The sequence below is a fragment of the Winogradskyella costae genome, assembly GCF_013403865.1.
Lineage (GTDB): Bacteria > Bacteroidota > Bacteroidia > Flavobacteriales > Flavobacteriaceae > Winogradskyella > Winogradskyella costae.
Genome location: NZ_JABFDK010000002.1, coordinates 1 through 22,357, shown reverse-complemented (window position 1 = coordinate 22,357; position 22,357 = coordinate 1). Strand labels below are relative to the sequence as shown.

Here is a 22,357-nt window from a genome sequence, read left to right as displayed (position 1 = left end):
AAAAAGTATTAAATTCAAAGTTAATGAAAACATGATAAATATCATAGTTTAAACACACTTGTTTAGGGACATTTGTAAAAGGTATAAATGAGCAAATTAAAAATGGAAAACAAAACTTGTTTTCATTGTGGAGATGACTGTGGAGGTCATCCAATAACGTTTCAAGAAAAATCGTTTTGTTGTAATGGCTGTAAAACCGTTTTCGAGATTTTTAATGAAAACGACTTAACGTGTTATTACGATTTACAAAATTCTCCTGGAGCGATTCCGAAAGAAATAGAAGGTAAATTCGATTTTTTATCTCAGGAAAATATTATCGAAAAACTAACAGAATTTAGAGATGATTCTATAGAAATTGCCACGCTTTACATTCCACATATTCACTGTAGTTCTTGTATCTGGATATTGGAAAACCTCAATAAACTCAATCCTAATATTTCAGACTCACAGGTCAATTTTGGCAAGAAAACGGTAAGAGTCACTTATAATTCTGAAACCACAAATTTAAAATCGGTTGTTTTATTATTAAGTTCTATAGGCTATGAACCGTATATCAGCTTAGAGGATTTTAGTTCTGGCAAAAAACACATCAACCGCAGTTTAATCTATAAGCTTGGGGTTGCAGCCTTTGGTTTTGGTAATATTATGTTTTTGTCGTTTCCAGAATATTTTGAAGTCAATGAGTTTTGGTTAGAACAATATAAACCGCTCTTTCGTTGGCTAATGTTCGCCATGTCTTTACCAATTGTTTTTTATTCTGCACAAGATTATTTTATTTCGGCTTATAAGGGTTTAAAGGCAAAATTGCTGAATATCGATGTCCCCATCGCTCTTGGAGTCTCTGTACTTTTTATTAGGAGTACCATCGAAATTACATTTGATATGGGCTCTGGTTTTTTCGATAGTTTAGCCGGATTAATTTTCTTTCTATTAACAGGAAAATTTTTTCAACAAAAAACTTACGATTTCTTGTCTTTTGAGCGCGATTATAAATCGTATTTTCCAATTGCTATTACTAAAATAGATAAAGAAGGTAACGAGAACTCTATTCAGGTTTATGATATTAAAAAGGGAGATCGTATTTTAATTCGGAATGAAGAATTAATCCCTGTCGATGGTATTTTAATCAACGGTAAAGCAAAAATAGATTACAGTTTTGTTACTGGCGAATCACAAACGGTTTCTAAACAATCTGGAGACAAATTATTTGCTGGTGGTAAACAGACCAATGGAGTCGTTGAAATGGAAGCATTAAAATCCGTTGAGCAGAGTTACCTTACGCAATTATGGAGTAATGATGTTTTTAATAAAAATAAAGAAGACGGTTTTACCAATATTACAAATACCATTAGCAAACATTTTACTATAGCAATACTTGCAATAGCCTTTATAGCAACTACCTTTTGGTTATTTGTAGACTCAAGTAAAGCCATGAATGTATTTACTGCAGTATTAATAATTGCGTGCCCTTGCGCTATTGCGCTTTCTGCACCTTTTACATTTGGTAACCTTTTAAGAATCTTCGGCAAACACAAGTTTTACGTAAAAAACGCCAGTGTTATTGAACAATTGGCTCAAATAAATACGGTGATTTTTGACAAAACCGGAACCATAACTTCTAATAAAAATAGCAATGCAGAATATGACGGAGAACGACTATCGGATTCTGAAAACATAGTGCTTAAAAATTCGCTTAGAGGCTCTAATCATCCATTAAGCCGAACGTTGTACACCATTTTAAAAGAAAACAACATCATTACACTCGATACTTTTGAAGAGCATATTGGTAAAGGTATTGAAGCGAAACACGAAACAGTTAACATGAAAATTGGATCGGCTAGTTTTGTTGGAAATCCTAATCAAACTGCGATTTTAAATACGACTGTTCATGTCAGCAGCAATAATATTTATAAAGGAAAATTTACATTTTATAACAGCTATAGAAAAGGGGTTTCAAAATTATTTAATCAATTAAAACGGCATTTTGATTTGGTTATTCTTTCAGGTGATAATGAAGGCGAGCTTGAAAATCTAAAAAAATTATTACCGGCTAAAACCAAATTAATTTTCAATCAAAAACCAGAAGATAAATTAGAGTTTATAAAATATCATCAATCTGAAGGTGCCAAAGTTTTGATGATTGGAGATGGCTTAAATGACGCTGGCGCATTGGCTCAGAGTGATGTTGGCATCGCCATATCTGAAGATGTCAACGTCTTTTCTCCTGCTTGTGATGCGATTTTAGATGCTTCTAAATTTAAGCAGTTATACAATTACATAAAAACTTCTAAATCAGCTATAAAAATCATCAAATGGAGCTTTGTGGTGTCATTTTTTTATAATATCATTGGATTATATTTTGCTACAACCGGACAATTAGAACCTGTAGTTGCTGCAATCTTAATGCCTCTAAGCTCTATTAGTATTGTTGTATTTACAACAGTTGCGACCAACCTTTTAGGAAAGCGATTAAAATGATTAAAAATAAGCAAATATGATAAAAATCATGTTTTCAAGACTAGTACAAGCGTAAATTTGAACCATAACTTCAGTAGGTATGAGTGTTATTTATATTTTATTATCGGTTAGCGTCGTTATTGGCGTGGCTTTTTTCGTCATTTTCTTAATGGCAGTCAAGTCCGGACAATATGATGATGACTATACTCCTTCTGTACGTATGCTTTTTGAAGATGAGCTTGTTAAAAAAGAATCTTCCAATACCTCTAAAAAAACTAAAACTGACTAATTATATTAAATATGGAAATGCAACAATTCTACTACGATAATAAGATCGTTAAAAAATTCCTTTATGCTACCATTCTTTGGGGAGTTGTTGGGATGCTTGTAGGGCTAATTTTGGCCTTTATGTTTTTATTCCCAAACATGACTGATGGCATCTCTTGGTTAAGTTTTGGGCGATTAAGACCATTACACACCAATGCTGTCATCTTTGCCTTTGTTGGTAATGCTATTTTTGCAGGTGTATATTATTCTACACAACGCCTCTTAAAAACTAGAATGTATAGCGATTTTTTAAGTAATTTAAATTTCTGGGGATGGCAACTTATTATTGTAGCCGCAGCAATAACACTACCTTTAGGCTATTCTACATCTAAAGAATATGCAGAACTAGAGTGGCCAATAGATATTGCTATTGCTTTAATTTGGGTTGCTTTTGGTATTAACCTTATTGGTACGATGATCATACGTCGTCAACGCCACTTATATGTTGCATTATGGTTTTACTTAGCAACGTTTGTAACGGTTGCTGTACTTCATATTTTTAATAGTTTAGCACTTCCTGTAAGTTTCACAGGCATGAAAAGTTACTCTGTTTACGCAGGTGTACAAGATGCCTTAGTACAATGGTGGTACGGACATAATGCTGTTGCATTTTTTCTAACAACGCCATTCTTAGGGTTAATGTATTATTTTGTACCTAAAGCAGCGAACAGACCTGTGTATTCGTATCGCTTATCTATTGTTCACTTTTGGTCATTAATCTTTATTTATATTTGGGCAGGACCACACCACTTATTATATACTGCATTGCCAGAATGGGCACAACATTTAGGTGTGGCATTCTCAATAATGCTACTAATGCCATCATGGGGTGGTATGATCAATGGATTATTAACCTTACGTGGTGCTTGGGATAAAGTACGTACAGACCCTGTTTTAAAGTTTATGGTAGTCGCTATTACTGGTTATGGTATGGCAACGTTTGAAGGTCCAATGTTATCTTTAAAAAATGTAAATGCCATTGCTCACTATACTGATTGGATTATTGCCCACGTGCACGTTGGCGCTTTAGCATGGAATGGTTTCCTTGCCTTTGGTATGATCTATTACCTAATTCCTAAATTATTTAAAACAAAACTATACTCTACTGGTTTAGCCAATATGCATTTCTGGATTGGTACTTTAGGTATCATGCTATATGCATTACCACTTTACGTTGCTGGTTTTGCACAAGCAAGTATGTGGAAACAATTTAATCCAGATGGAACTTTAGTTTACGGTAACTTTTTAGAAACTGTTACTGAAATTATGCCAATGTATTGGATGCGTGCCATTGGAGGTACGTTGTACATTGCTGGTATGATCATTTTAGTAGTCAATGTTATTCTTACCGTTGTAAGCTCTAAACATGGCGTTACTGATGAATTAGCTGAAGCACCAGCATTAAAACGTGTTTCTAAAGGACGTGTAGCAGGCGAAGGATGGCACACTTGGTTAGAACGTAAACCAGTACTGTTAACGATTTATGCTACAATTGCTATTTTAATTGGTGGCGTTGTTCAAATTATACCAACTATTGTTGTCAAATCTAATATCCCAACAATTAGTACTGTTAAACCATATACACCTTTAGAGCTCGAAGGAAGAGACCTCTATATAAGAGAAGGTTGTGTAGGTTGTCACTCTCAAATGGTACGACCGTTTAGATCGGAAGTAGAACGTTATGGAGAATACTCTAAAGCGGGAGAATTTGTTTACGACCACCCATTCCTTTGGGGAAGTAAACGTACAGGACCAGATTTACATCGTGTTGGAGGTAAATACTCAGATAACTGGCATTTTAACCACATGTACGATCCACAAAGTACATCTTCAGGATCCATTATGCCAGCCTATCAATGGCTAATCAGAGATGAGTTAGACAAATCTGACACACAAATGAAAATGGAAACCATGGTAGCTTTAGGCGTACCTTATACAGATGAAGAAATTGCAAATGCTCAGACCCATATGTTAGAACAAGGTACTCAAATTGAGAAGAGCCTTTATAACGACCCCGACTTTGTAACCTCTTATGAAGCAGATAAAGCGGCATCAGGTGAAGATTTCGTAGAAATGCGAAACAGAGAAATCGTGGCCTTAATTGCTTATTTACAGCGCTTAGGAACCGATATTAAAATAAAAGATATTTTAGACGAAACAGCTCAAAACTAATTTATTATGTTCAAATTTATAAAAGGTCATTTGGAAAGTATCACAGGTATAGAAATATACCCAATGATATCACTTCTTATTTTCTTTATCTTCTTCGTCGTGTTATTCTATTGGGTAATCACCGCTAAGAAAGAGTATATAACCACAGTTAGCAATATTCCATTAGACAACCAAAACGATACCGAAATATGAGACATTTAATCCCATCATACATTAGAATACCTGTAATGTTTTTCGCCATTGCCGGACTTGTAGAATACTTTGTAGACTCAGGAGATCAACCTGCCTTTATTGAGCAACCTATAATCTTATTATTTCTGCTATTGGTGCTATTAGTGCTTATTGCTATTGAAGGTATTGTTAATTCATTAGACAACATTCTTTATCAGAGTTTAGACGAAAAAGAAAAGAGACGATATATAGCATCGCAGACTAAAGCGCCTAAGTTTACAAAGGTAAAAGCACTTTACTCAAAATTAGTCGGTAAACATAAACCTATTGAAGAGGAAGGTGAGATTATACTAGACCACAATTACGATGGTATTAGAGAATTAGATAACAATTTACCGCCATGGTGGGTGTATTCGTTCTATATCTCAATAATTGCCGCCGTAATTTATATGGTTCGTTATCATGTTTTTAATGCAGACAACCAAATTGTAGAATATGAAATGGAATACGCACAAGCTAACAAGGACATTGAAGAGTACAAAAAAACAGCAAAAGGTTTAGTAGATTTTAACACTGTAGAACTCTTAACAGAAACAGCAGATTTAAAAGCTGGTCAAAAGATTTTCGAAACCAACTGTGTCGCTTGTCATATGGTAGATGGTGGCGGTGGAATTGGTCCAAATCTTACAGATGAACACTGGATTTTAGGAGGAGGCATTAAAAATGTATTTAAAACTGTTTCCGAAGGTGGACGATCTGGTAAGGGAATGATAGCTTGGAAACAAAGTTTAAAGCCTCTTGAAATGGCACAAGTCGCAAGTTATGTTTTACAGTTCCAAGGAACAACTCCTACAAATCCTAAAGATGCTGAAGGTGATATTTGGGTAGCTGAGAGCACTGAAGAGTAATACAGAAGCAGACGTAATAAGATTTGTTTCTAACTAAAAGTTAATGACAACACAATGGAAACGCCAGAAAATGAAGTTTTTAGAGATTCAATTGGTACCATCGATGAAGAAGGCAAACGTAAATGGGTATTTCCTAAAAAACCGTCTGGACCATTATATGAGAAGCGTAAATTAGTAAGCTATTTTTTATTAGCGTTTTTACTAGCTGCTCCATTCATAAAAATTAATGGGAACCAATTTCTATTATTCAATATTATAGAAAGGCGTTTTAATATTTTTGGATTTCCGTTTTGGCCGCAAGATTTTTACCTTTTTGTGGTGTCCATGTTAATTGGTGTTATTTTTATTACACTATTTACTGTAGGCTTTGGCCGTGTGTTTTGTGGATGGATTTGTCCACAAACCATCTTTTTAGAAATGGTCTTTAGACGTATTGAATATTGGATTGACGGAGACAGAAATAAGCAAATGCGTTTAGCCCGACAAAAATGGGATGCAGAAAAGATAAAAAAACGGGTTCTAAAATGGTTTGTATTTTTAGTGATTTCATTTGTAATTGCCAATGTTTTTCTGGCTTATTTAATTGGAGGAGACAAACTCTTAAAATATATAACCGAAGGCCCTTTTGAGCATACAAGCACCCTAATTCCCTTGTTAATATTCACTGCTGTATTCTATTTTATATTTGCGTGGTTTAGAGAGCAAGTTTGTATTATCGCTTGTCCTTATGGTCGTTTACAAGGAGTGCTTTTAGATAACAAATCTATTGTTGTAGCGTATGATTACAAACGTGGAGAAGCTGAAAATGGCAGAAAGAAATTCAGAAAAAGCGAAGATAGAGAGGCTTTAGGTCATGGAGATTGTATTGATTGCTCTCAATGTGTTAACGTTTGTCCTACAGGAATAGACATTAGAAACGGAACGCAATTAGAATGTGTTAACTGTACAGCATGTATTGATGAGTGCGACCATATTATGGAAAGCATTAATCTTCCAAAAGGCTTAATCCGTTTTGCAAGCGAAAATGAAATTGAGAAGAAAGAGCCTTTTAAGATAACAGCTCGTATGAAGGGCTATATGGCAGTACTAACTATTTTAATCGGAGTTTTAGCTGGTATGCTATTATTAAGAAGTGATGTGGAAGCTCGGATTTTACGATTACCAGGGCAGTTGTATGAACATAAAGACAATGGGGTTATAAGTAATGTTTACACGTTTAAATTAGTAAATAAAACTTCTAACGAAATAGATGACTTAAGCTTTAAACTGCGGGGTTGGGATGGCGATATACATATTGTTTCTACATCTGAAACCTTTATAGTAAAAGCACAAGGCATTGCAGAAGGTACCTTATTTATAGAATTAAAACAAAGTGATTTGTCTGGCGATAAAAACGACGTTATGATTGACCTCTATAGTAACGGTGAATTAATTGAAACCACATCTGTAACGTTCTTAGGACCTAGAAGTTTTAATTAAAGTAGACCTAGACCTAGCAGGTTTCAAAAAACCTAGAAGGTCTTTATAGAAACAAAAACTTACATTACCAAGACAAACAGTCGATTATAAGATGAAACCCTGAATGTTATTCAGGATAAAAATAATTAATTATGAAAATAAATTGGGGAACAGCAATCGTAATTGCTTTTGTATGTTTTATTTCTTTTATCATGTATTTTGTTATAACGATGAGTACAGATACTAAGTATGAACATGATTTAGTGGTAGAAGATTATTATGGCCAAGAGCTGCAGTTTCAAGCTGATTTAGATCATGAAGAAAATTCTAAAAGCTTAGCAAGTAATGTGTCTTTAAAAAAAACTAATGAAGGCATTCTAATTTCATTTCCAGAAGACTTAAACATTCAAAGTATTGAGGGTAAAGTGTTCCTATATAGACCATCTAACAAGCAACTAGATTTTGAAACACCGATTTCACTATCTAACCACAATTTGCTCATACCTGACAAACGTTTGTTGGATGGTCGTTGGAACATTAAAATAGATTGGAAATATAACACAAAGTCTTATCTCTTTAAAAAAGAAATCACATATTAAATGTTAGTCTCGGCGTTCATATTAGGTTTATTAGGAAGTTTACACTGCGTTGGTATGTGTGGACCAATCGCCTTTATGTTACCCGTAGATAGATCTAACTCGTTTAGAAAAGTGAGTCAGATTGGTATGTACCATTTTGGTCGATTACTAGCGTACAGTAGTATTGGTTTAGTCTTCGGTTTGGTAGGCAAAAGCTTTTCTCTTTTTGGAATTCAACAGCAACTTTCTATTATTATTGGTGTATTAATGATTGCTATTGTACTTTTACCTCAACGCATTATAGGTAAATACAACCTTACAAAACCTCTATACAAAGGAATTTCTAAAGTAAAATCATCCTTAGGTAAGGCTTTAAAAAAGAAAACAGCAGACACCTTTTTAACCATAGGATTTCTTAATGGATTCTTGCCTTGTGGATTAGTTTATATGGCAGTTTTTGGAGCCGTTGCAACAGGCAGCTTGTTAGAAGGCAGTCTGTATATGGTTTTATTTGGGTTAGGCACGATTCCATTAATGACCACAGCTATTTATTTGGGTAAGTTTTTAAACACAACTATAAAACAACGCATCCAAAAAGCCATTCCTGTTTTCGTTGTAGTTATTGGCTTATTATTTATTCTTCGTGGACTTGGCTTAGGAATTCCTTACCTCTCACCTGCTCCCATAGTAGAAACAGCCTCTAGTGCTATAGAATGCCATTAATCAAAATTAATAATTTCAGAGTGGAATGATAATTGATATCTTAGCCTTTTATAAATCAACATCATCAATCTATCGAAATCATGAAAAAACTTAGCCTTTTATTAATTTTCAGCCTCTCTATTGCAACTGTGACTGCACAAGATGCTAGCGTCGAAAAATCCACTTACGGTATACAAGCTGGTCTTTTGGGACTCTGGGGACATAACGAATCTAAACTATCAAACGCTATAGCATTACGAAGCGAATTGGGGTTAGACGTTGGTATATATAGTAACAGCTTTGTTGGTAGCCGAGGCTTTATATTAGTACCTGCACTAACCTTAGAACCACGCTGGTATTACAATCTTAATAAAAGAGTTTCAAAATCGCGACGTATAGACGGCAATAGCGGTAATTTTATTGCAATCAAAACCACATACCATCCCGATATTATTGTTAATTCTGTAGAAGATAACTTAAATTTTATTAGCGATATATCTATTATTCCTACTTGGGGGATTAGACGAAACGTCGGTAAACATTTTACATATGAAACTGGGATAGGCTTAGGGTACATACACTACTTTAAAGAAAAAAATGTATATCTAAAAGATAATAGCGGTTTAGCATTGAACCTGCATTTGAGGCTTGGATATCGTTTTTAAAGGACACAAACTTAAACTTTATAATTTAAATTTTAATCCGCTACTTCTTTTTGCTGCTTGTCTTCCGTGGCTTATTTTATTTAAAGAAAACAATAACGTATAGGAACATCACTAAAAAAGAAAAACGCCAAAGAAGAATCTATGGCGCTTTTCGGACGATGATTAATAACACTAACTATTATAATAACATCATCAGTTAAATTTTAAATGTCATAACTGGCAAAGTCGAATGGTTTGCAATATCTTCAGAGACACTACCTTCAAATATATGCGATAAGCCTTTTCTGCCATGTGTTGCCACAGCAATAAGATCCGCTCCAATAACATTAGAAAAATTAAGAATACCTTTTTCTATAGAATAATCTGAAACAATATTAACTTGATTTAAATTATCTAAATTCCCTTCTGCTTTTCCTAAGAAATCAGAGACACGTTTATCTATTTCAGAAGAACTTCTAAAGTTTCCATCTGGAGAATTCACGTATACCATATGTAGCTTAGTACCAAGTAAGTCAAAAATTGCTTTAGCTCTTAAATAGGGTTCAACAGTTTCTTCTGAGAAATCACAAGCAAAAACAACATTTTCAAAATCCATTAATATTGGATTATGTTTAATAACTAAAACAGGAATTTCAGAATGACGTACAACTTTTTCGGTATTAGAGCCTACAAATACTTCTTTAATACCACTTGCTCCTTGAGAGCCCATAATTATTAAATCTGCCTGATGTTCTGCAGCCACCAAATTAACTTCGCTCCATACTTTAAAATGTTTTACTATTGGCGTGAGTTTAAGACCTTCTAAATAGGGTTTATCTAAAAAGCTCTCAAATTTTTGTTCTGCAAGTTTTAAATAAAAAACAGCCTCTTGATTTAAAGTTTCGCTTGCTGACGAAATAATTGCATTAGACAACTCTAACATGTGTAATACAATAAGTTCAGATCCATACTTTTGAGCTAAACTGGCTGCAGCTTCAAGCGCAAATTCGGAATGTTCTGAAAAATCTACTGGTACAATTATTTTTTTCATGGTTTTTTATTTATTATTTTTCACTTGTCACACGCTGTTCGCTATTAATTACCTCACTAGGTGATTAAATTATAAACATGCTCGTTCCTTTTTTCATATTAAATAGTCATTGAAAACAACTGAGTTTCCGGTTTTTTGCGTTGCAATAACAAATCGAAAGCCATACATATGTTTCTTATAAAAGCTTTTCCTTTCTCGGTTACAATGACTTGTTTATTTTTAAACTGAAGTAAACCATCCAATTCAAATTCTTTTAATTTTATAACTACGTCGTGCAATTCTTTAAATACTAACGTATCGTCTTCCCAATCCGTCTTAAAATTGCACATTAGGTTTAAAATATGTTTTCTAATCACCAAATCTTCAGCATTTAGAATATGACCTTTAAACACCGGAATAATATTGTGTTCTAACAAATGGTAATATTCTTCGTTAGATTTTACATTTTGAGCAAACCCATACCAACTATCACTGATTGATGAGACCCCCAACCCAATCATAGCTTTAGTCTTGGAAGCGGTATACCCCATAAAATTGCGATGCAAACTACCCGTTTCCATGGCCTTATAAAGTGAATCTGTTTTTAAGGCAAAATGATCCATGCCTATCTCTATATAACCTGCAGCTTCAAAATGTTGTTTTCCGGTTTCGTATTGCTGACGCTTAGAATCTGGGGTCGGTAAATCGGCATCACTAAAGCCACGTTGACCATTGCCTTTAATCCAAGGCACATGCGCATAACTATAAAACGCAATACGATCTGGCATTAAAGACTTCGTTTTATTGATGGTTTCTATGACATCGGCTTCTGTCTGAAATGGTAAACCAAAAATAATATCATGCCCTATAGAAGTATAACCGATTTTACGCGCCAAATCTGTCGCACGTTTTACGTTTTCGAAGGGTTGAATCCGATTGATTGCTTTTTGAATATTAAGGTTATAATCCTGAACTCCATAGCTTACACGTCTAAATCCTAAATCATATAAGGTTTGTAAATGTGCTTCTGTGGTATTGTTTGGATGCCCTTCAAAACTAAACTCATAGCCGCTTGCCAAATCTGCATCCTTCACTAATTCAGAAATTAAATAATGAAGATGTTCAGGCGAAAAAAATGTAGGTGTACCTCCACCAAGATGTAATTCTTTAATCTTTGGTTTGTGTCCTAGTAGATCCAAATACAGACTCCATTCTTTTAAAACCGCTTTAATGTATGGAGATTCTACTTCATGACGTTTTGTAATGCGTTTATGGCAACCACAAAAGGTGCATAAACTTTCGCAAAATGGCAAATGAATGTATAAACTTAGACCTTCAGAAGTATTACTTTCTTCAAAAGCACGCTTTAAAGAAGCTTTCCATTGGGCCAAAGAAAACGAATCTAAATCCCAATACGGAACCGTTGGATAGCTCGTATAACGAGGTCCTGAAACATTATATTTAGAAATTAACGACTGACTCATAGCTTTTTATTCAGAGTCAAAATTAGTCGTAAGCGCTAATAAAAAATATGACTTTTATCATATGGGTTAAAATTTTTAGCTTAAGAATCATTCCTTACTTGCATTAACGCAGTTATATGACTAATTTTACTTAAATTAAATAAAAACATGAAAAGCATAAAATTCTTATCAGTACTCTTTACTGTTGCCTTAGTCCTTTCGTCTTGTAAACAAGAGAAAAAAGAAGGTGAAACTAAAGCGGATGAAACCGTAGAAAACGCCATAAAATATGTCGTTAAACCTGAAGCAACCACTGTAAAATGGACGGCTTACAAAACAACAGACAAAGTACCTGTAGGTGGAGAATTTGCAACTCTCAATTTTGAAAATAAAGAAGGAGCAACACCTCAAGAAGCTTTAAATAATTTAGAATTTTCAATTCCTGTAAGTAGTTTATTTACTAAAGATGAAGTTAGAGACGAGAAGCTAAAAACTTCTTTTTTCGGAGCCATGCTTAATCCGGAATTTTTAAAAGGAAAGATTATATATGCTGACAGCACTTACTCTGCTGAAATCACTATGAATGGGGTTACTAAAAACTTACCATTAGAGGTTAACACTACTGATGAAAGACGTGTTAATATGACAGGGACTATGAATCTTAATGACTGGGATGCATTAGGAGCCTTAGAATCTCTAAACAAAGTTTGTTTTGATCTTCATAAAGGAGCTGATGGAGTAAGTAAAACTTGGGAAGATGTCGCTATTGAAGTGAACACTTACCTACGTGAGAAATAAAGCTATATCATGTTTGACATTGTAAAATTATATTAATTTAAAAATTATTACATTATGAAAAACATAAGACTATTTACCTTGGCATGCACTGCATTATTAGTTGCTACGGCATGTAAAGACGCTAAAAAAGAAACCGAGACAGTTACTGAAACTGAAGTTGAAGAAGTTGTAACACCTCCAAAAAAATTATCAATTACCTTATCTCCAAAAAGTGGTAGTAACGTAGAAGGCGTTATTAATTTTACAGAGACTGATGGTATGGTAAGTATGGTTGGTACAGTAACAGGTTTAGAAGAAGGAAAACACGCGATTCACATTCATGAAAAAGCAGATTGCTCTGCAGACGATGGTACATCATCTGGGGGGCATTGGAATCCTACAGGCCAACCACATGGTGCGTGGGGTGATGCCACTGGTTACCATAAAGGAGATATCGGAAATATAACAGCCAATGCCAACGGACGCGCTACAGTTACAAAAACCACAGATGAGTGGTGTATAGATTGTGGTGACGACACCAAAGACATCTTAGGAAAAGCGATAATTGTACACATAGGTGTGGACGATTTAAAATCGCAACCATCAGGAGATGCAGGTGCACGTGTTGGTTGTGCGGGCATTATAAATTAAATACCCATTATATATAAAACAATTAATTGTTAGAACAATTGCGGTGATTCACTTCCCCATTTCTGCGAAAGATTCTAAATAAAAATCGCCAATAAATGGATTTAGAACTACTGGTAAAACAGTTTCAAAGTAAAAATCATGCTGCTTTTGAAAAGCTCTATGGCATGTACAGTAAAAGCATACATGGAGTGGTCTACAATATTGTAAAAGATACGGCCATTGCAGACGAGCTAATGCAAGATGTCTTTATAAAGGCATGGCATAAAGCGGATACGTACTCTTCAAAAAAAGGCCGTTTTTTTACGTGGATTTTAAATATAGCGCGCAATGCTGCTATAGATAAAACACGTTCTAAAGCATTTAAACAATCTAAACAAAACCTCAACACCGATTATTTCGTAGATATCATAGCCAGCCATGATAATTTAGATGACAGTACGGATGCCATAGGTATTAAAAATTTTGTAACGCAACTAGGCGAAAAATGTAAAGCCGTTATTGAGCTCCTTTATTTTAAAGGATTTACTCAAAAAGAAGCTTCGGAACAATTACAAATGCCAATTGGTACTATTAAAACAAGAAACCGAAACTGTATTCAACAACTAAGAGATATGGTATTGTAATATGGATATAAACGCATACATAGAATCAGGTATTTTAGAGCTATACGTAGCTGGTAAACTTTCTGAAACAGAAAATGAAGAGATCTATGAACTCTTAAAACAGCACCCAGAGCTGTTGCAAGAAGTTTTAGACATAGAAGGAGCTGTCGTTAAATTAACAGCAGCTGTATCGCCAAGAGCAAATGGTTTTGAATCTATTAAGGCAAGACTAGATGCAGAAGAAACTAAAGTGATACAAATACAGCCTAGAAAAACTAATTGGATCAGTTATACAGGTTGGGCAGCCTCGGTTGTATTAGCTGCAGGTTTATTTTGGACCTTAAATCAGAACACCGATTTGGAACAAGAATTACAAACTGTAGACATTGAAAATCAATATCTCGAAACACAAATAGAAGACGCTAAAACCGATTTGGCTGCCACTAAAAATCTATTAAATGTTATAAGAGATAAAGATATTATTGCTGTACCACTTGGTGGCCAAGGTGATTTTGCCTCTAGCTTTGCAAAAGTGTATTGGAACAAGGCCGACAACACCATCTATTTAGATGCAGAAGGCTTACCCAATGCGCCAGAAGGAAAAGTTTGGCAAGTATGGTCCTTAACCTTAAACCCATTAACACCAACAAGTTTAGGAACTATCACTGATTTTAACACCGACGATAATAAAATATTTACCATTGCCAACGTTAACGAGAGTCAGGCCTTTGGTATTACTTTAGAACCCGAAGGTGGTAGTGCGTCTCCAACGATGGAGCAACTCTACACGCTTGGTGTTGTAAATACCGAGTCTTAGAGAAGAGATCGCATAAAATTTAGAAACCACCTTGTTGAAACTTGGTGGTTTTTTTTGTGTAAAATTATACGTGGCTTTACGTATATAAATTTGGTGTGTTTTGGTTATTTTTATAGACCTAAATAAGCTTAATAGTATACTCATCCTAAATTTAAAATGAGACAATAGTTACTTTTGGGTTTATATGATGAGTTAGCGGCAATATCTAGGAAACGAAATATGAGACATTTTTCAAAATACGAAATCAACAAGGATGACTTAAAAAATCTTCTGAATTACGAATCTCGAGATGGTTTTGAGTTAATTGAAAAAGACGATTTTGAAAGTATGCTCCAATATTTTGAGCAATTTGAAATTTACAAAAATCTGATTCCGATACTGACCGATCATAACTCAAACTATTGGTGTTTATATGTTGGAGGAAAATTAAAAGGAACTGTTTGTCATTTATCGCACGGCGAAGTAAATCTTGAACCTAAATTTAAGAACATTACTAAATTGATAAATACGATTAACAATAATCCAAATGCTTACGACTTTAATGAATTGAATTTTCAGGTTTTTGATTACCCGAAAAGAGAAAATGAAATTGACTTGGACAACAGAGAAGTAATAATCACTGAACTTCTAACCGAATTAGAACAAGTTTCTGAAAACAAAGAGGAATTAAGACAACAATTGGCTTTTTCAATTATGGCTTTAGTTAAAAGTGCGGAAATTGAATCTTATGTCTATCCTCTTTTGGATGATGAAGATATGTATATTCAGGAAAGAGCAATAAACATAATAGAATTTCATAAATATGAACCCGCAAGAAACAAACTGATTGAGTTGACAAAAAAGGCAATGGTTAATGGAAAATCAGCAGCAGAAAGAGCATTAAAAGAATTGAATAAAAATAAATACAGCAGCTAACAATCTCTAAAATTAATGGCTAGTTGTCGCCTACTTGCGAAAATCTTCACGAATTTTCTATTTGGTTTGTGTTTGCTAAATTGCATGATAAACACCGCAACTAATCATAAAAAAACACTTTACATCATATACCAATCACACTCTGACCATTAAAAGAAGGCCTATTTAGAAAGCGCTCGCTCAAAAATTTTTCACAACATTCTTAACGAACTTCCCGCAAGAGCGAACTATTACTCTGCGAGATAATTTCTTTGCTTAATTTACTTTTGAAATGAAAAACAAGCAGTAAGAGTAAAAATGAACATTTAAAAGACAATAAATAAGAAGACATTATGAAAGAAAAAAGTAAAAAATTAAATATCATCGCTATCCTAGCTTTATTAATTCTGCTATTTCTTTGTGAATTAATCATTCAAGATAGTCCTTTGAGTTGGGCACTTTTCCCTGGAGATTCATTGTTGTTATTTCCTTTACTATTTTTTATCCCTTTAATATTGTCTGTATTGTCTTTAAAGAGCAAGAAAACTATTTTTGCTATAATAATACTTAGTATTTCAACATTATTATTAATTACATCAGGCTTATTAGCTTTTTACGCCTTAGCTTTAGGAGCCGCTTGGCAAAATTAGAAAAGAGAACAATGGTTAAAGTGAAGTGCTATGTCTCGGAATTTTTAAATACCATAAAATTATGACCTGAATTACAACAATTAGCTAATACCGTATAGAATTTATTCCTAGTTCTCGCTTACTGACAAAACCTCTCACGAATTTTCTATTCGGTTTTTTAGCACCTAAATTAGTTGCTTTAAACCTGAAAGAGACCATATATTAACAGGTTCGGAATAATTTGATAAAACCGTAGCAAATACGAAATTGAAACATCAAATAAGAAAGTTAAAGATTTAGAAATTCTGACAAATTTATACGGACATATATGTGATTCGAGTTTAAAACTCAGAGCAGAAATAATTTGAGCACTAGTAGCTGGTGGTGTATCTACAAAAGGAATTATAAACTTAAACATACGATACACAACAAAGGACTGCAACAAAAAAAAAAAAAAATAGTATCGCCTTATAAAATTAACACCTAAACATCAATCATTTACAAAACTAATCTCGAATTTTATATGTTTAGTTTATGACGCTCAGGGTCTTTTTAAGTTCAATTTATTAAATTAGGCGCTTGAAACACGCAACGCCAAGTGCCAAGCACAGGAGGAGCCAACCAATTCTATCAATCATAAACTTATTGCAAAATGAAATTCTTTACATGTATTACACTATTACTTTTACCCTTGTTTGCTTTATCTCAAATAACCCTTAATCAAACGGATGATTTTGAAGATTACACCACTAAAAATTGGACTAAAGGAGACAACTCCACAATACCAAACCAAAACATTTTAACCGATGGACCTAACGGAACTGACGATAAATTCTTAAGAGTACAATCTAATGGCGGAAACGGTTCAGATTCTAAATTAGTAACCTTCAATAATGCACAATGGCAAGGAGATTATAATGCTGCTGGTGTAACTTATATTTCTATGGATGTGAGAAATTCGGGTTCTGAAACCCTTTTTTTACGATTAGCGTTCGAAGGCTTTTCAACCAGTAGAAGATTTAGTTCTACCAATCCTATAGCGGTGATCCCAGGACAGGGGTGGCAAACTATTGTATTTCCTATTGACGAAAATTCAGTAACCAACATCACAACCTCTGGTCTTGGGTACAATAGTACGTTTGACGATGTTACAGAATTTCGAATGCTTCATAACGATGCACCAAGTTGGGAGGGTGATCCTATTGAAGCCATATTGGACATAGACAATATTACAGCGAGAAATGACGATATGGGCTTAGCTGATACAGGTGAACCTAAAATAGCTCTAAATCTAATAGATGATTTTGAAGGAGTAACCACTGAAAACTGGACTAAAGGAAACAACTCCACCGTACCAAACCAAAACATTTTAACCGACGGACCTAACGGAAGTGATGACAACTTCTTAAGGGTGCAATCTAATGGCGGAAACGGTTCGGATTCTAAATTAGTAACCTTCAATAATGCACAATGGCAAGGTGATTATAATACTGCTGGCGTGACTTATATTTCTATGGATGTGAGAAATTCGGGTTCTGAAACCCTTTTTTTACGATTAGCGTTCGAAGGCTTTTCAACTAGTAGAAGATTTAGTTCTACCAATCCTATAGCGGTCACCCCAGGACAAGGGTGGCAAACTATTGTATTTCCTATTGACGAAAATTCAGTAACCAACATCACTACCTCTGGTCTTGGGTACAATAGTACGTTTGACGATGTTAGAGAATTTCGAATGCTTCATAACGATGCACCAAGTTGGGAGGGTGATCCTATTGAAGCCATATTGGACATCGACAATATTACAGCGAGAAATGACGATATGGGCTTAGCTGATACAGGTGAACCTAAAATAGCTTTAAGTCTTATTGATGATTTTGAAGGTGCAACCACTGAAAACTGGACCAAAGGAAACAACTCTACCGTACCAAACCATAACATTTTAACCGATGGACCTAACGGAAGTGATGACAACTTCTTAAGGGTACAATCTAATGGCGGAAACGGCTCAGATTCTAAATTAGTAACCTTTAATAATGCACAATGGCAAGGAGATTATAATGCTGCTGGTGTAACTTATATTTCTATGGATGTGAGGAATTCGGGCTCATCAATTATTATTTTAAGATTGGCTTTTGAAGGCTTTTCAACCAGTAGAAGATTTAGTTCTACCAATCCTATAGCGGTCATCCCAGGACAAGGGTGGCAAACTATTGTATTTCCTATTGACGAAAATTCAGTAACCAACATCACAACCTCTGGTCTTGGGTACAATAGTACGTTTGACGATGTTAGAGAATTTAGAATTCTTCATAACGACACACCAAGCTGGGAAGGAGATTCTCTTGATGCCGTTTTAGACATTGATAATATTCAAGCGAGAAATGAAACGCTAAGTTTAGTCCAAATTGAAGCACCAACTCAAAACATTAACGTGTATCCTAACCCATCTGCAGACTTTATTCAAGTTAATGGTAATTTAGAGGCATTTGAATATTCAATTTATGACATTACAGGTAAATTAGTATTGAGAGGAGAATCTAACAATCAAACTCCTCTTAACGTTAGCAATTTAATGAAAGGTACCTATTTCATAACTATAGGAGCTTACGATACGATTAAGTTTTTTAAGGACTAAATTAGACCACTATAAGCGAGAGCAGAGCAAACAATCATACGAAGTAATTGTTTGCTCCTCTCACGTAGATATCCTAATCGCCGCGATTTTCAGGAACTACATATGAGGACTTAAAACACACAGAGACATACACCATCTAAAATAAACCTAAGGCATCTTCTATTGTCGTTTAAACACAAGTTTAACGCACAAAACGAAAACCGATAAAACCTCATAAGCACCGCAACACCGTTTATTATAATGCAAAAAAAAGCGACCTGAATATCAGGTCGCTTTTTTTAGTAACACTAGTTTTAAGAATAATTACTTGGTAACAATCGTCAACTCATCAACAATATGCTTTGCATTAGAGTACTTATCAATTAACCACAATACATATCTAATATCTACGTTAATGGTACGTTGTAAATCTTTGTCGAAAATAACGTCACCTGCCATCGCTTCAATGTTACCATCAAATGCCAAACCAATTAACTCTCCTTTGCCGTTAACTACTGGAGAACCAGAATTTCCACCTGTAATATCATTATCGGTAAGGAAGTTTACTGGTAATTCGCCACGCTTGTTAGCGTAACGTCCATAATCTTTCTTTTCGTAGATATCTAACATGCTTTGGTCTAAATCAAACTCACTATCGTTAGGCTTATATTTTTTAATCATACCCTTAAATGTGGTATAATTATTTACTTTAGCATCATTTCTTTTATCTGCAGGTAAAGCTCTCACCTTTCCGTAAGATAATCTTAATGTAGAATTTGCATCCGGATATTGAATAGCACTTAATCCAGATTCGCGTAAGCCTTTTACTAATAGTCTAAAAGACGCTTCAAAATCGTTTTCTGGTTGCTCTAAGGCTTCCGGACTTTCTCTATACTTATCTAATAATTGATTCGATAATTTAAACATAGGGTCATTCTCTAATATCGCTTCATCAGGGTATTGCAAAAAAGCCAAAGCTCTTTCCTTAGAAGAGAATAAGCTTAAATCAAAAATAGCATTAGTATAGGCTGTAAAATCATTGTCATTTTTACCACCTATTTCTGCTACTAATTCTGGTAATGAATAATTAGATTTTGAAGCCAACAATCCTAATTGTTTAGCTAAAATTTCTTTTTCTAAAGGCAAGTGATAATCCTCATAGTTATTTTCGATAAACGCCGTTAATCTTGGTAAAAGATTTGTACGTTCGGCTTCAGTAGCACCAACATATTGTTTAAAAGCAGATCCTATTCTATATGGTAAAACAGCAAATTTACTAGAGCGCAAAATACCTAATAAATAATTAGTTTGTTTTGCTTTCTCGTTAGTTAAGCTGTAATATGAATTGATATTTGAGATAACATCTCCGTACATAGCTTTATTAGCTTTTTTATTGGCCCACTTGTTAAACTTAGCTTCCGTTTTACTCTTTTTCTCTACGGTTTTATGCTCCGTTAAGGCTTCAATCATACCTGCTCTATTTTTCCAATAGTTAGCAATACCTGCATAACCTGAGGCATACATTAGATTTACAGAGTCGTCTGCGTCCATGTATTTTTTCATCACATCCATGCTTAATTTTGAACCTTCTACCCAAGCAGGATATGCATATTTTACATTTTGCTCTACACCTTGTGCAGGCATCCAACGGTTAGTACGACCAGGATATCCTAGGATCATGGCGAAGTCATTTTCCTCTACCCCATCAATATTAATTGGTAAATGATATTTTGCTTTTAACGGTACATTGTTTGTAGAATAATCTGCCGGTTGTCCGTTTGTATCAGCATAAACTCTAAATAATGAGAAATCACCAGTATGTCTTGGCCATTCCCAATTATCTGTGTCACCACCAAATTTACCCACATTTTCAGGAGGTGTTCCTACTAAACGTACATCTTTATAATCCTCATAAACAAAGTAATAAAACTCATTACCTTGGTAAAACGAACGTACAGAAACAGTGTATTTACCACCGTCACTATTTTCTTGCTCAATTTTAGCTATTTCTTTGTTAAGGGCTACTTCACGTTCTTTCTCGCTCATGCTATCGTTGACTTGCGCAAGCATACGTTTAGAGACGTCGTCCATTCTTACAAAAAAGCGAACATATAAGCTTTCGGGTTTCATCTCTTCGGCTAAAGAACCTGCCCAATAACCATTTTTTAAATGGTTTTGTTCTGCTGTAGATAATTCTGCAATGGCATCATAACCACAATGGTGATTTGTTAATACTAACCCACTATCGGAAACAATACTAGCTGTACAGCCACCATTGAATTGCACAATAGCATCTTTTAAACTCTGGTTATTAACACTGTAGATTTCTTCGGGAGTTAATTGTAATCCCATTTTTTGCATATCGCGATGATTTAAGCGCTCTATATGCATTAAAAACCACATGCCTTCATCTCCCATTACTGACGAAAATGAAATGATAAAAGCAATAATTGTAAGCGAAATTTTCTTCATGTTTTTTGTTTTGAATATGGCTATAAAAATACTAAAATTTAAGTATAGTCTAAAACTACTTAGATGTTAAAACACTGTTATTTTAGAACATTCCATAGACCTAAACTACATAAGTTTAATAACGCCATTAAGTTACTGATGCTGTTTATTTTTTATAGAAAAAAAATACGTAACGTTACGTAAATGGGATTAATTAATTTTAAGTAATTTTAAAACCTAATAAAACATATAAACGACTGTTATCCCGAAAACAAGATGAGATAAGAGGTGTATTATGATTTATATAACACGTTGTGTGTAATTAGTGGAAACGCCCAAAACAAAATGAAACAAACTTATAAACTTTATCCAATGATATTATTATTCTCTTTTTTTGGTTTATTCGGACAAAGCAAGAAAAATGAAAATCAGAATACATCTGAACTGAAAAGCGGACAAATATGGAAATATAATACTCGAAAAGGGGAAGAAAATTCCAGAGTCGTAATTTTGAAAGTTGAGGATTATGGAAAAAGAGGAGAAATAGTACATATTGCTGTTAACGGATTAAAAATTAAAAATGAACATATTGAAGATGGAATTTCGAAAGAAATAGGACACTTACCATTTGACAAAGAAACTATTATAAAAAGTTTGACGGAATTGGAAAGCACAACTGATGAATTGCCAGACTTTATGGATGGTTATCTTCAATGGAAAGAAGCATTTGACAGCGAAAAAGGTGGAGTATTTACAATAGAAGTAAAAGAAGCAGTTGATTTTGTTGACCAATCAATGAATAAATAACTACACACAACACCGTATAAAAATAATTGCGGTTTAGTTGCTTAATCAAAGGTCGTTGCGTGTTTGTAACGTCTGATTTTCCTTCGGAAAATCCTCGCATACAAACCCGCAACTATTCTTATACATAAACGTTAACTACAAGCTGATTCCAAATCAACATTTTTCTAAAATTTAAACATCAAACTAACAACTTTGGATTGATTAC

20 protein-coding genes are annotated in these 22,357 nt (G+C 34.3%); 17 read left to right on the top strand and 3 right to left on the bottom strand.

Annotated elements, in window-relative coordinates; translation table 11 throughout:
• Positions 1-102 precede the first annotated feature (102 nt).
• The 9 genes from HM986_RS07300 (at position 103) to HM986_RS07260 (ending at position 9,438) form a co-directional block, all read left to right on the top strand.
• On the top strand, positions 103-2,478 hold the full coding sequence (locus HM986_RS07300; RefSeq protein WP_179334707.1) for a heavy metal translocating P-type ATPase: 2,376 nt from the start codon (positions 103-105) through the stop codon (positions 2,476-2,478).
• 79 nt (positions 2,479-2,557) lie between these two features.
• Positions 2,558-2,746: a cbb3-type cytochrome oxidase assembly protein CcoS gene (gene ccoS / locus HM986_RS07295; RefSeq protein ID WP_179334439.1), complete on the top strand. Its 189-nt coding sequence runs from the start codon at positions 2,558-2,560 to the stop codon at positions 2,744-2,746.
• Between the two features lie 11 nt (positions 2,747-2,757).
• On the top strand, positions 2,758-4,956 hold the full coding sequence (gene ccoN / locus HM986_RS07290) for a cytochrome-c oxidase, cbb3-type subunit I (protein ID WP_179334438.1): 2,199 nt from the start codon (positions 2,758-2,760) through the stop codon (positions 4,954-4,956).
• 6 nt (positions 4,957-4,962) lie between these two features.
• Positions 4,963-5,148 (top strand): CcoQ/FixQ family Cbb3-type cytochrome c oxidase assembly chaperone, encoded by a 186-nt coding sequence (locus tag HM986_RS07285; protein ID WP_179334437.1) that lies wholly within the window; start codon positions 4,963-4,965, stop codon positions 5,146-5,148.
• Positions 5,145-6,035 (top strand): cbb3-type cytochrome c oxidase N-terminal domain-containing protein, encoded by an 891-nt coding sequence (locus HM986_RS07280; RefSeq protein WP_179334436.1) that lies wholly within the window; start codon positions 5,145-5,147, stop codon positions 6,033-6,035. Before HM986_RS07285 ends, HM986_RS07280 begins: the two co-directional genes overlap by 4 nt.
• 54 nt (positions 6,036-6,089) lie before the next feature.
• Positions 6,090-7,514, top strand: coding sequence for a cytochrome c oxidase accessory protein CcoG (gene ccoG / locus HM986_RS07275; protein ID WP_179334435.1), 1,425 nt, complete (start codon positions 6,090-6,092; stop codon positions 7,512-7,514).
• Positions 7,515-7,645: 131 nt separating this feature from the next.
• On the top strand, positions 7,646-8,092 hold the full coding sequence (locus HM986_RS07270) for a FixH family protein (RefSeq protein WP_179334434.1): 447 nt from the start codon (positions 7,646-7,648) through the stop codon (positions 8,090-8,092).
• Positions 8,093-8,794, top strand: coding sequence for a sulfite exporter TauE/SafE family protein (locus tag HM986_RS07265; RefSeq protein ID WP_179334433.1), 702 nt, complete (start codon positions 8,093-8,095; stop codon positions 8,792-8,794). It abuts the gene before it with no gap.
• Between the two features lie 80 nt (positions 8,795-8,874).
• A complete protein-coding gene (locus tag HM986_RS07260; RefSeq protein ID WP_179334432.1) occupies positions 8,875-9,438 on the top strand; it encodes a hypothetical protein in 564 nt (187 codons plus the stop codon).
• A 196-nt stretch (positions 9,439-9,634) separates the two neighbouring features.
• Here HM986_RS07260 and HM986_RS07255 read toward each other — a convergent pair whose 3' ends face one another.
• Together HM986_RS07255 and hemN are read right to left on the bottom strand one after the other, a co-directional pair.
• Positions 9,635-10,468 (bottom strand): universal stress protein, encoded by an 834-nt coding sequence (locus tag HM986_RS07255; RefSeq protein WP_179334431.1) that lies wholly within the window; start codon positions 10,466-10,468, stop codon positions 9,635-9,637.
• Positions 10,469-10,566: 98 nt separating this feature from the next.
• Positions 10,567-11,931, bottom strand: a complete 1,365-nt coding sequence (hemN, locus tag HM986_RS07250) for an oxygen-independent coproporphyrinogen III oxidase (protein ID WP_179334430.1) — start codon at positions 11,929-11,931, stop codon at positions 10,567-10,569.
• Between the two features lie 147 nt (positions 11,932-12,078).
• Here hemN and HM986_RS07245 point away from each other — a divergent pair, with 147 nt between their 5' ends.
• The 7 genes from HM986_RS07245 to HM986_RS07215 all read left to right on the top strand — a co-directional run bounded on the left by HM986_RS07245 (position 12,079) and on the right by HM986_RS07215 (position 18,915).
• The gene (locus tag HM986_RS07245) at positions 12,079-12,708 is read left to right on the top strand and encodes a YceI family protein (protein ID WP_179334429.1); all 630 of its coding nucleotides are present in this window, start codon (positions 12,079-12,081) and stop codon (positions 12,706-12,708) included.
• A gap of 54 nt (positions 12,709-12,762) precedes the next feature.
• Positions 12,763-13,338: a superoxide dismutase family protein gene (locus HM986_RS07240; RefSeq protein ID WP_179334428.1), complete on the top strand. Its 576-nt coding sequence runs from the start codon at positions 12,763-12,765 to the stop codon at positions 13,336-13,338.
• Between the two features lie 95 nt (positions 13,339-13,433).
• Positions 13,434-13,961 (top strand): RNA polymerase sigma factor, encoded by a 528-nt coding sequence (locus HM986_RS07235; protein ID WP_179334427.1) that lies wholly within the window; start codon positions 13,434-13,436, stop codon positions 13,959-13,961.
• Position 13,962: 1 nt separating this feature from the next.
• Positions 13,963-14,757 carry an anti-sigma factor gene (locus tag HM986_RS07230; RefSeq protein WP_179334426.1) on the top strand — a complete coding sequence of 265 codons (795 nt, stop codon included), beginning with the start codon at positions 13,963-13,965 and terminating at the stop codon, positions 14,755-14,757.
• Positions 14,758-14,976: 219 nt separating this feature from the next.
• The gene (locus tag HM986_RS07225; protein WP_179334425.1) at positions 14,977-15,672 is read left to right on the top strand and encodes an SMI1/KNR4 family protein; all 696 of its coding nucleotides are present in this window, start codon (positions 14,977-14,979) and stop codon (positions 15,670-15,672) included.
• 332 nt (positions 15,673-16,004) lie between these two features.
• Positions 16,005-16,301, top strand: a complete 297-nt coding sequence (locus tag HM986_RS07220; RefSeq protein WP_179334424.1) for a hypothetical protein — start codon at positions 16,005-16,007, stop codon at positions 16,299-16,301.
• A gap of 631 nt (positions 16,302-16,932) precedes the next feature.
• Positions 16,933-18,915, top strand: a complete 1,983-nt coding sequence (locus HM986_RS07215) for a T9SS type A sorting domain-containing protein (RefSeq protein WP_179334423.1) — start codon at positions 16,933-16,935, stop codon at positions 18,913-18,915.
• 303 nt (positions 18,916-19,218) lie between these two features.
• On the opposite strand, the gene HM986_RS07210 is transcribed toward HM986_RS07215, so the two are convergent.
• On the bottom strand, positions 19,219-21,366 hold the full coding sequence (locus HM986_RS07210) for a S46 family peptidase (RefSeq protein WP_179334422.1): 2,148 nt from the start codon (positions 21,364-21,366) through the stop codon (positions 19,219-19,221).
• A gap of 324 nt (positions 21,367-21,690) precedes the next feature.
• On the opposite strand from HM986_RS07210, the gene HM986_RS07205 reads away from it, so the two are divergent.
• A complete protein-coding gene (locus tag HM986_RS07205) occupies positions 21,691-22,152 on the top strand; it encodes a hypothetical protein (RefSeq protein ID WP_179334421.1) in 462 nt (153 codons plus the stop codon).
• Positions 22,153-22,357 lie beyond the last annotated feature (205 nt).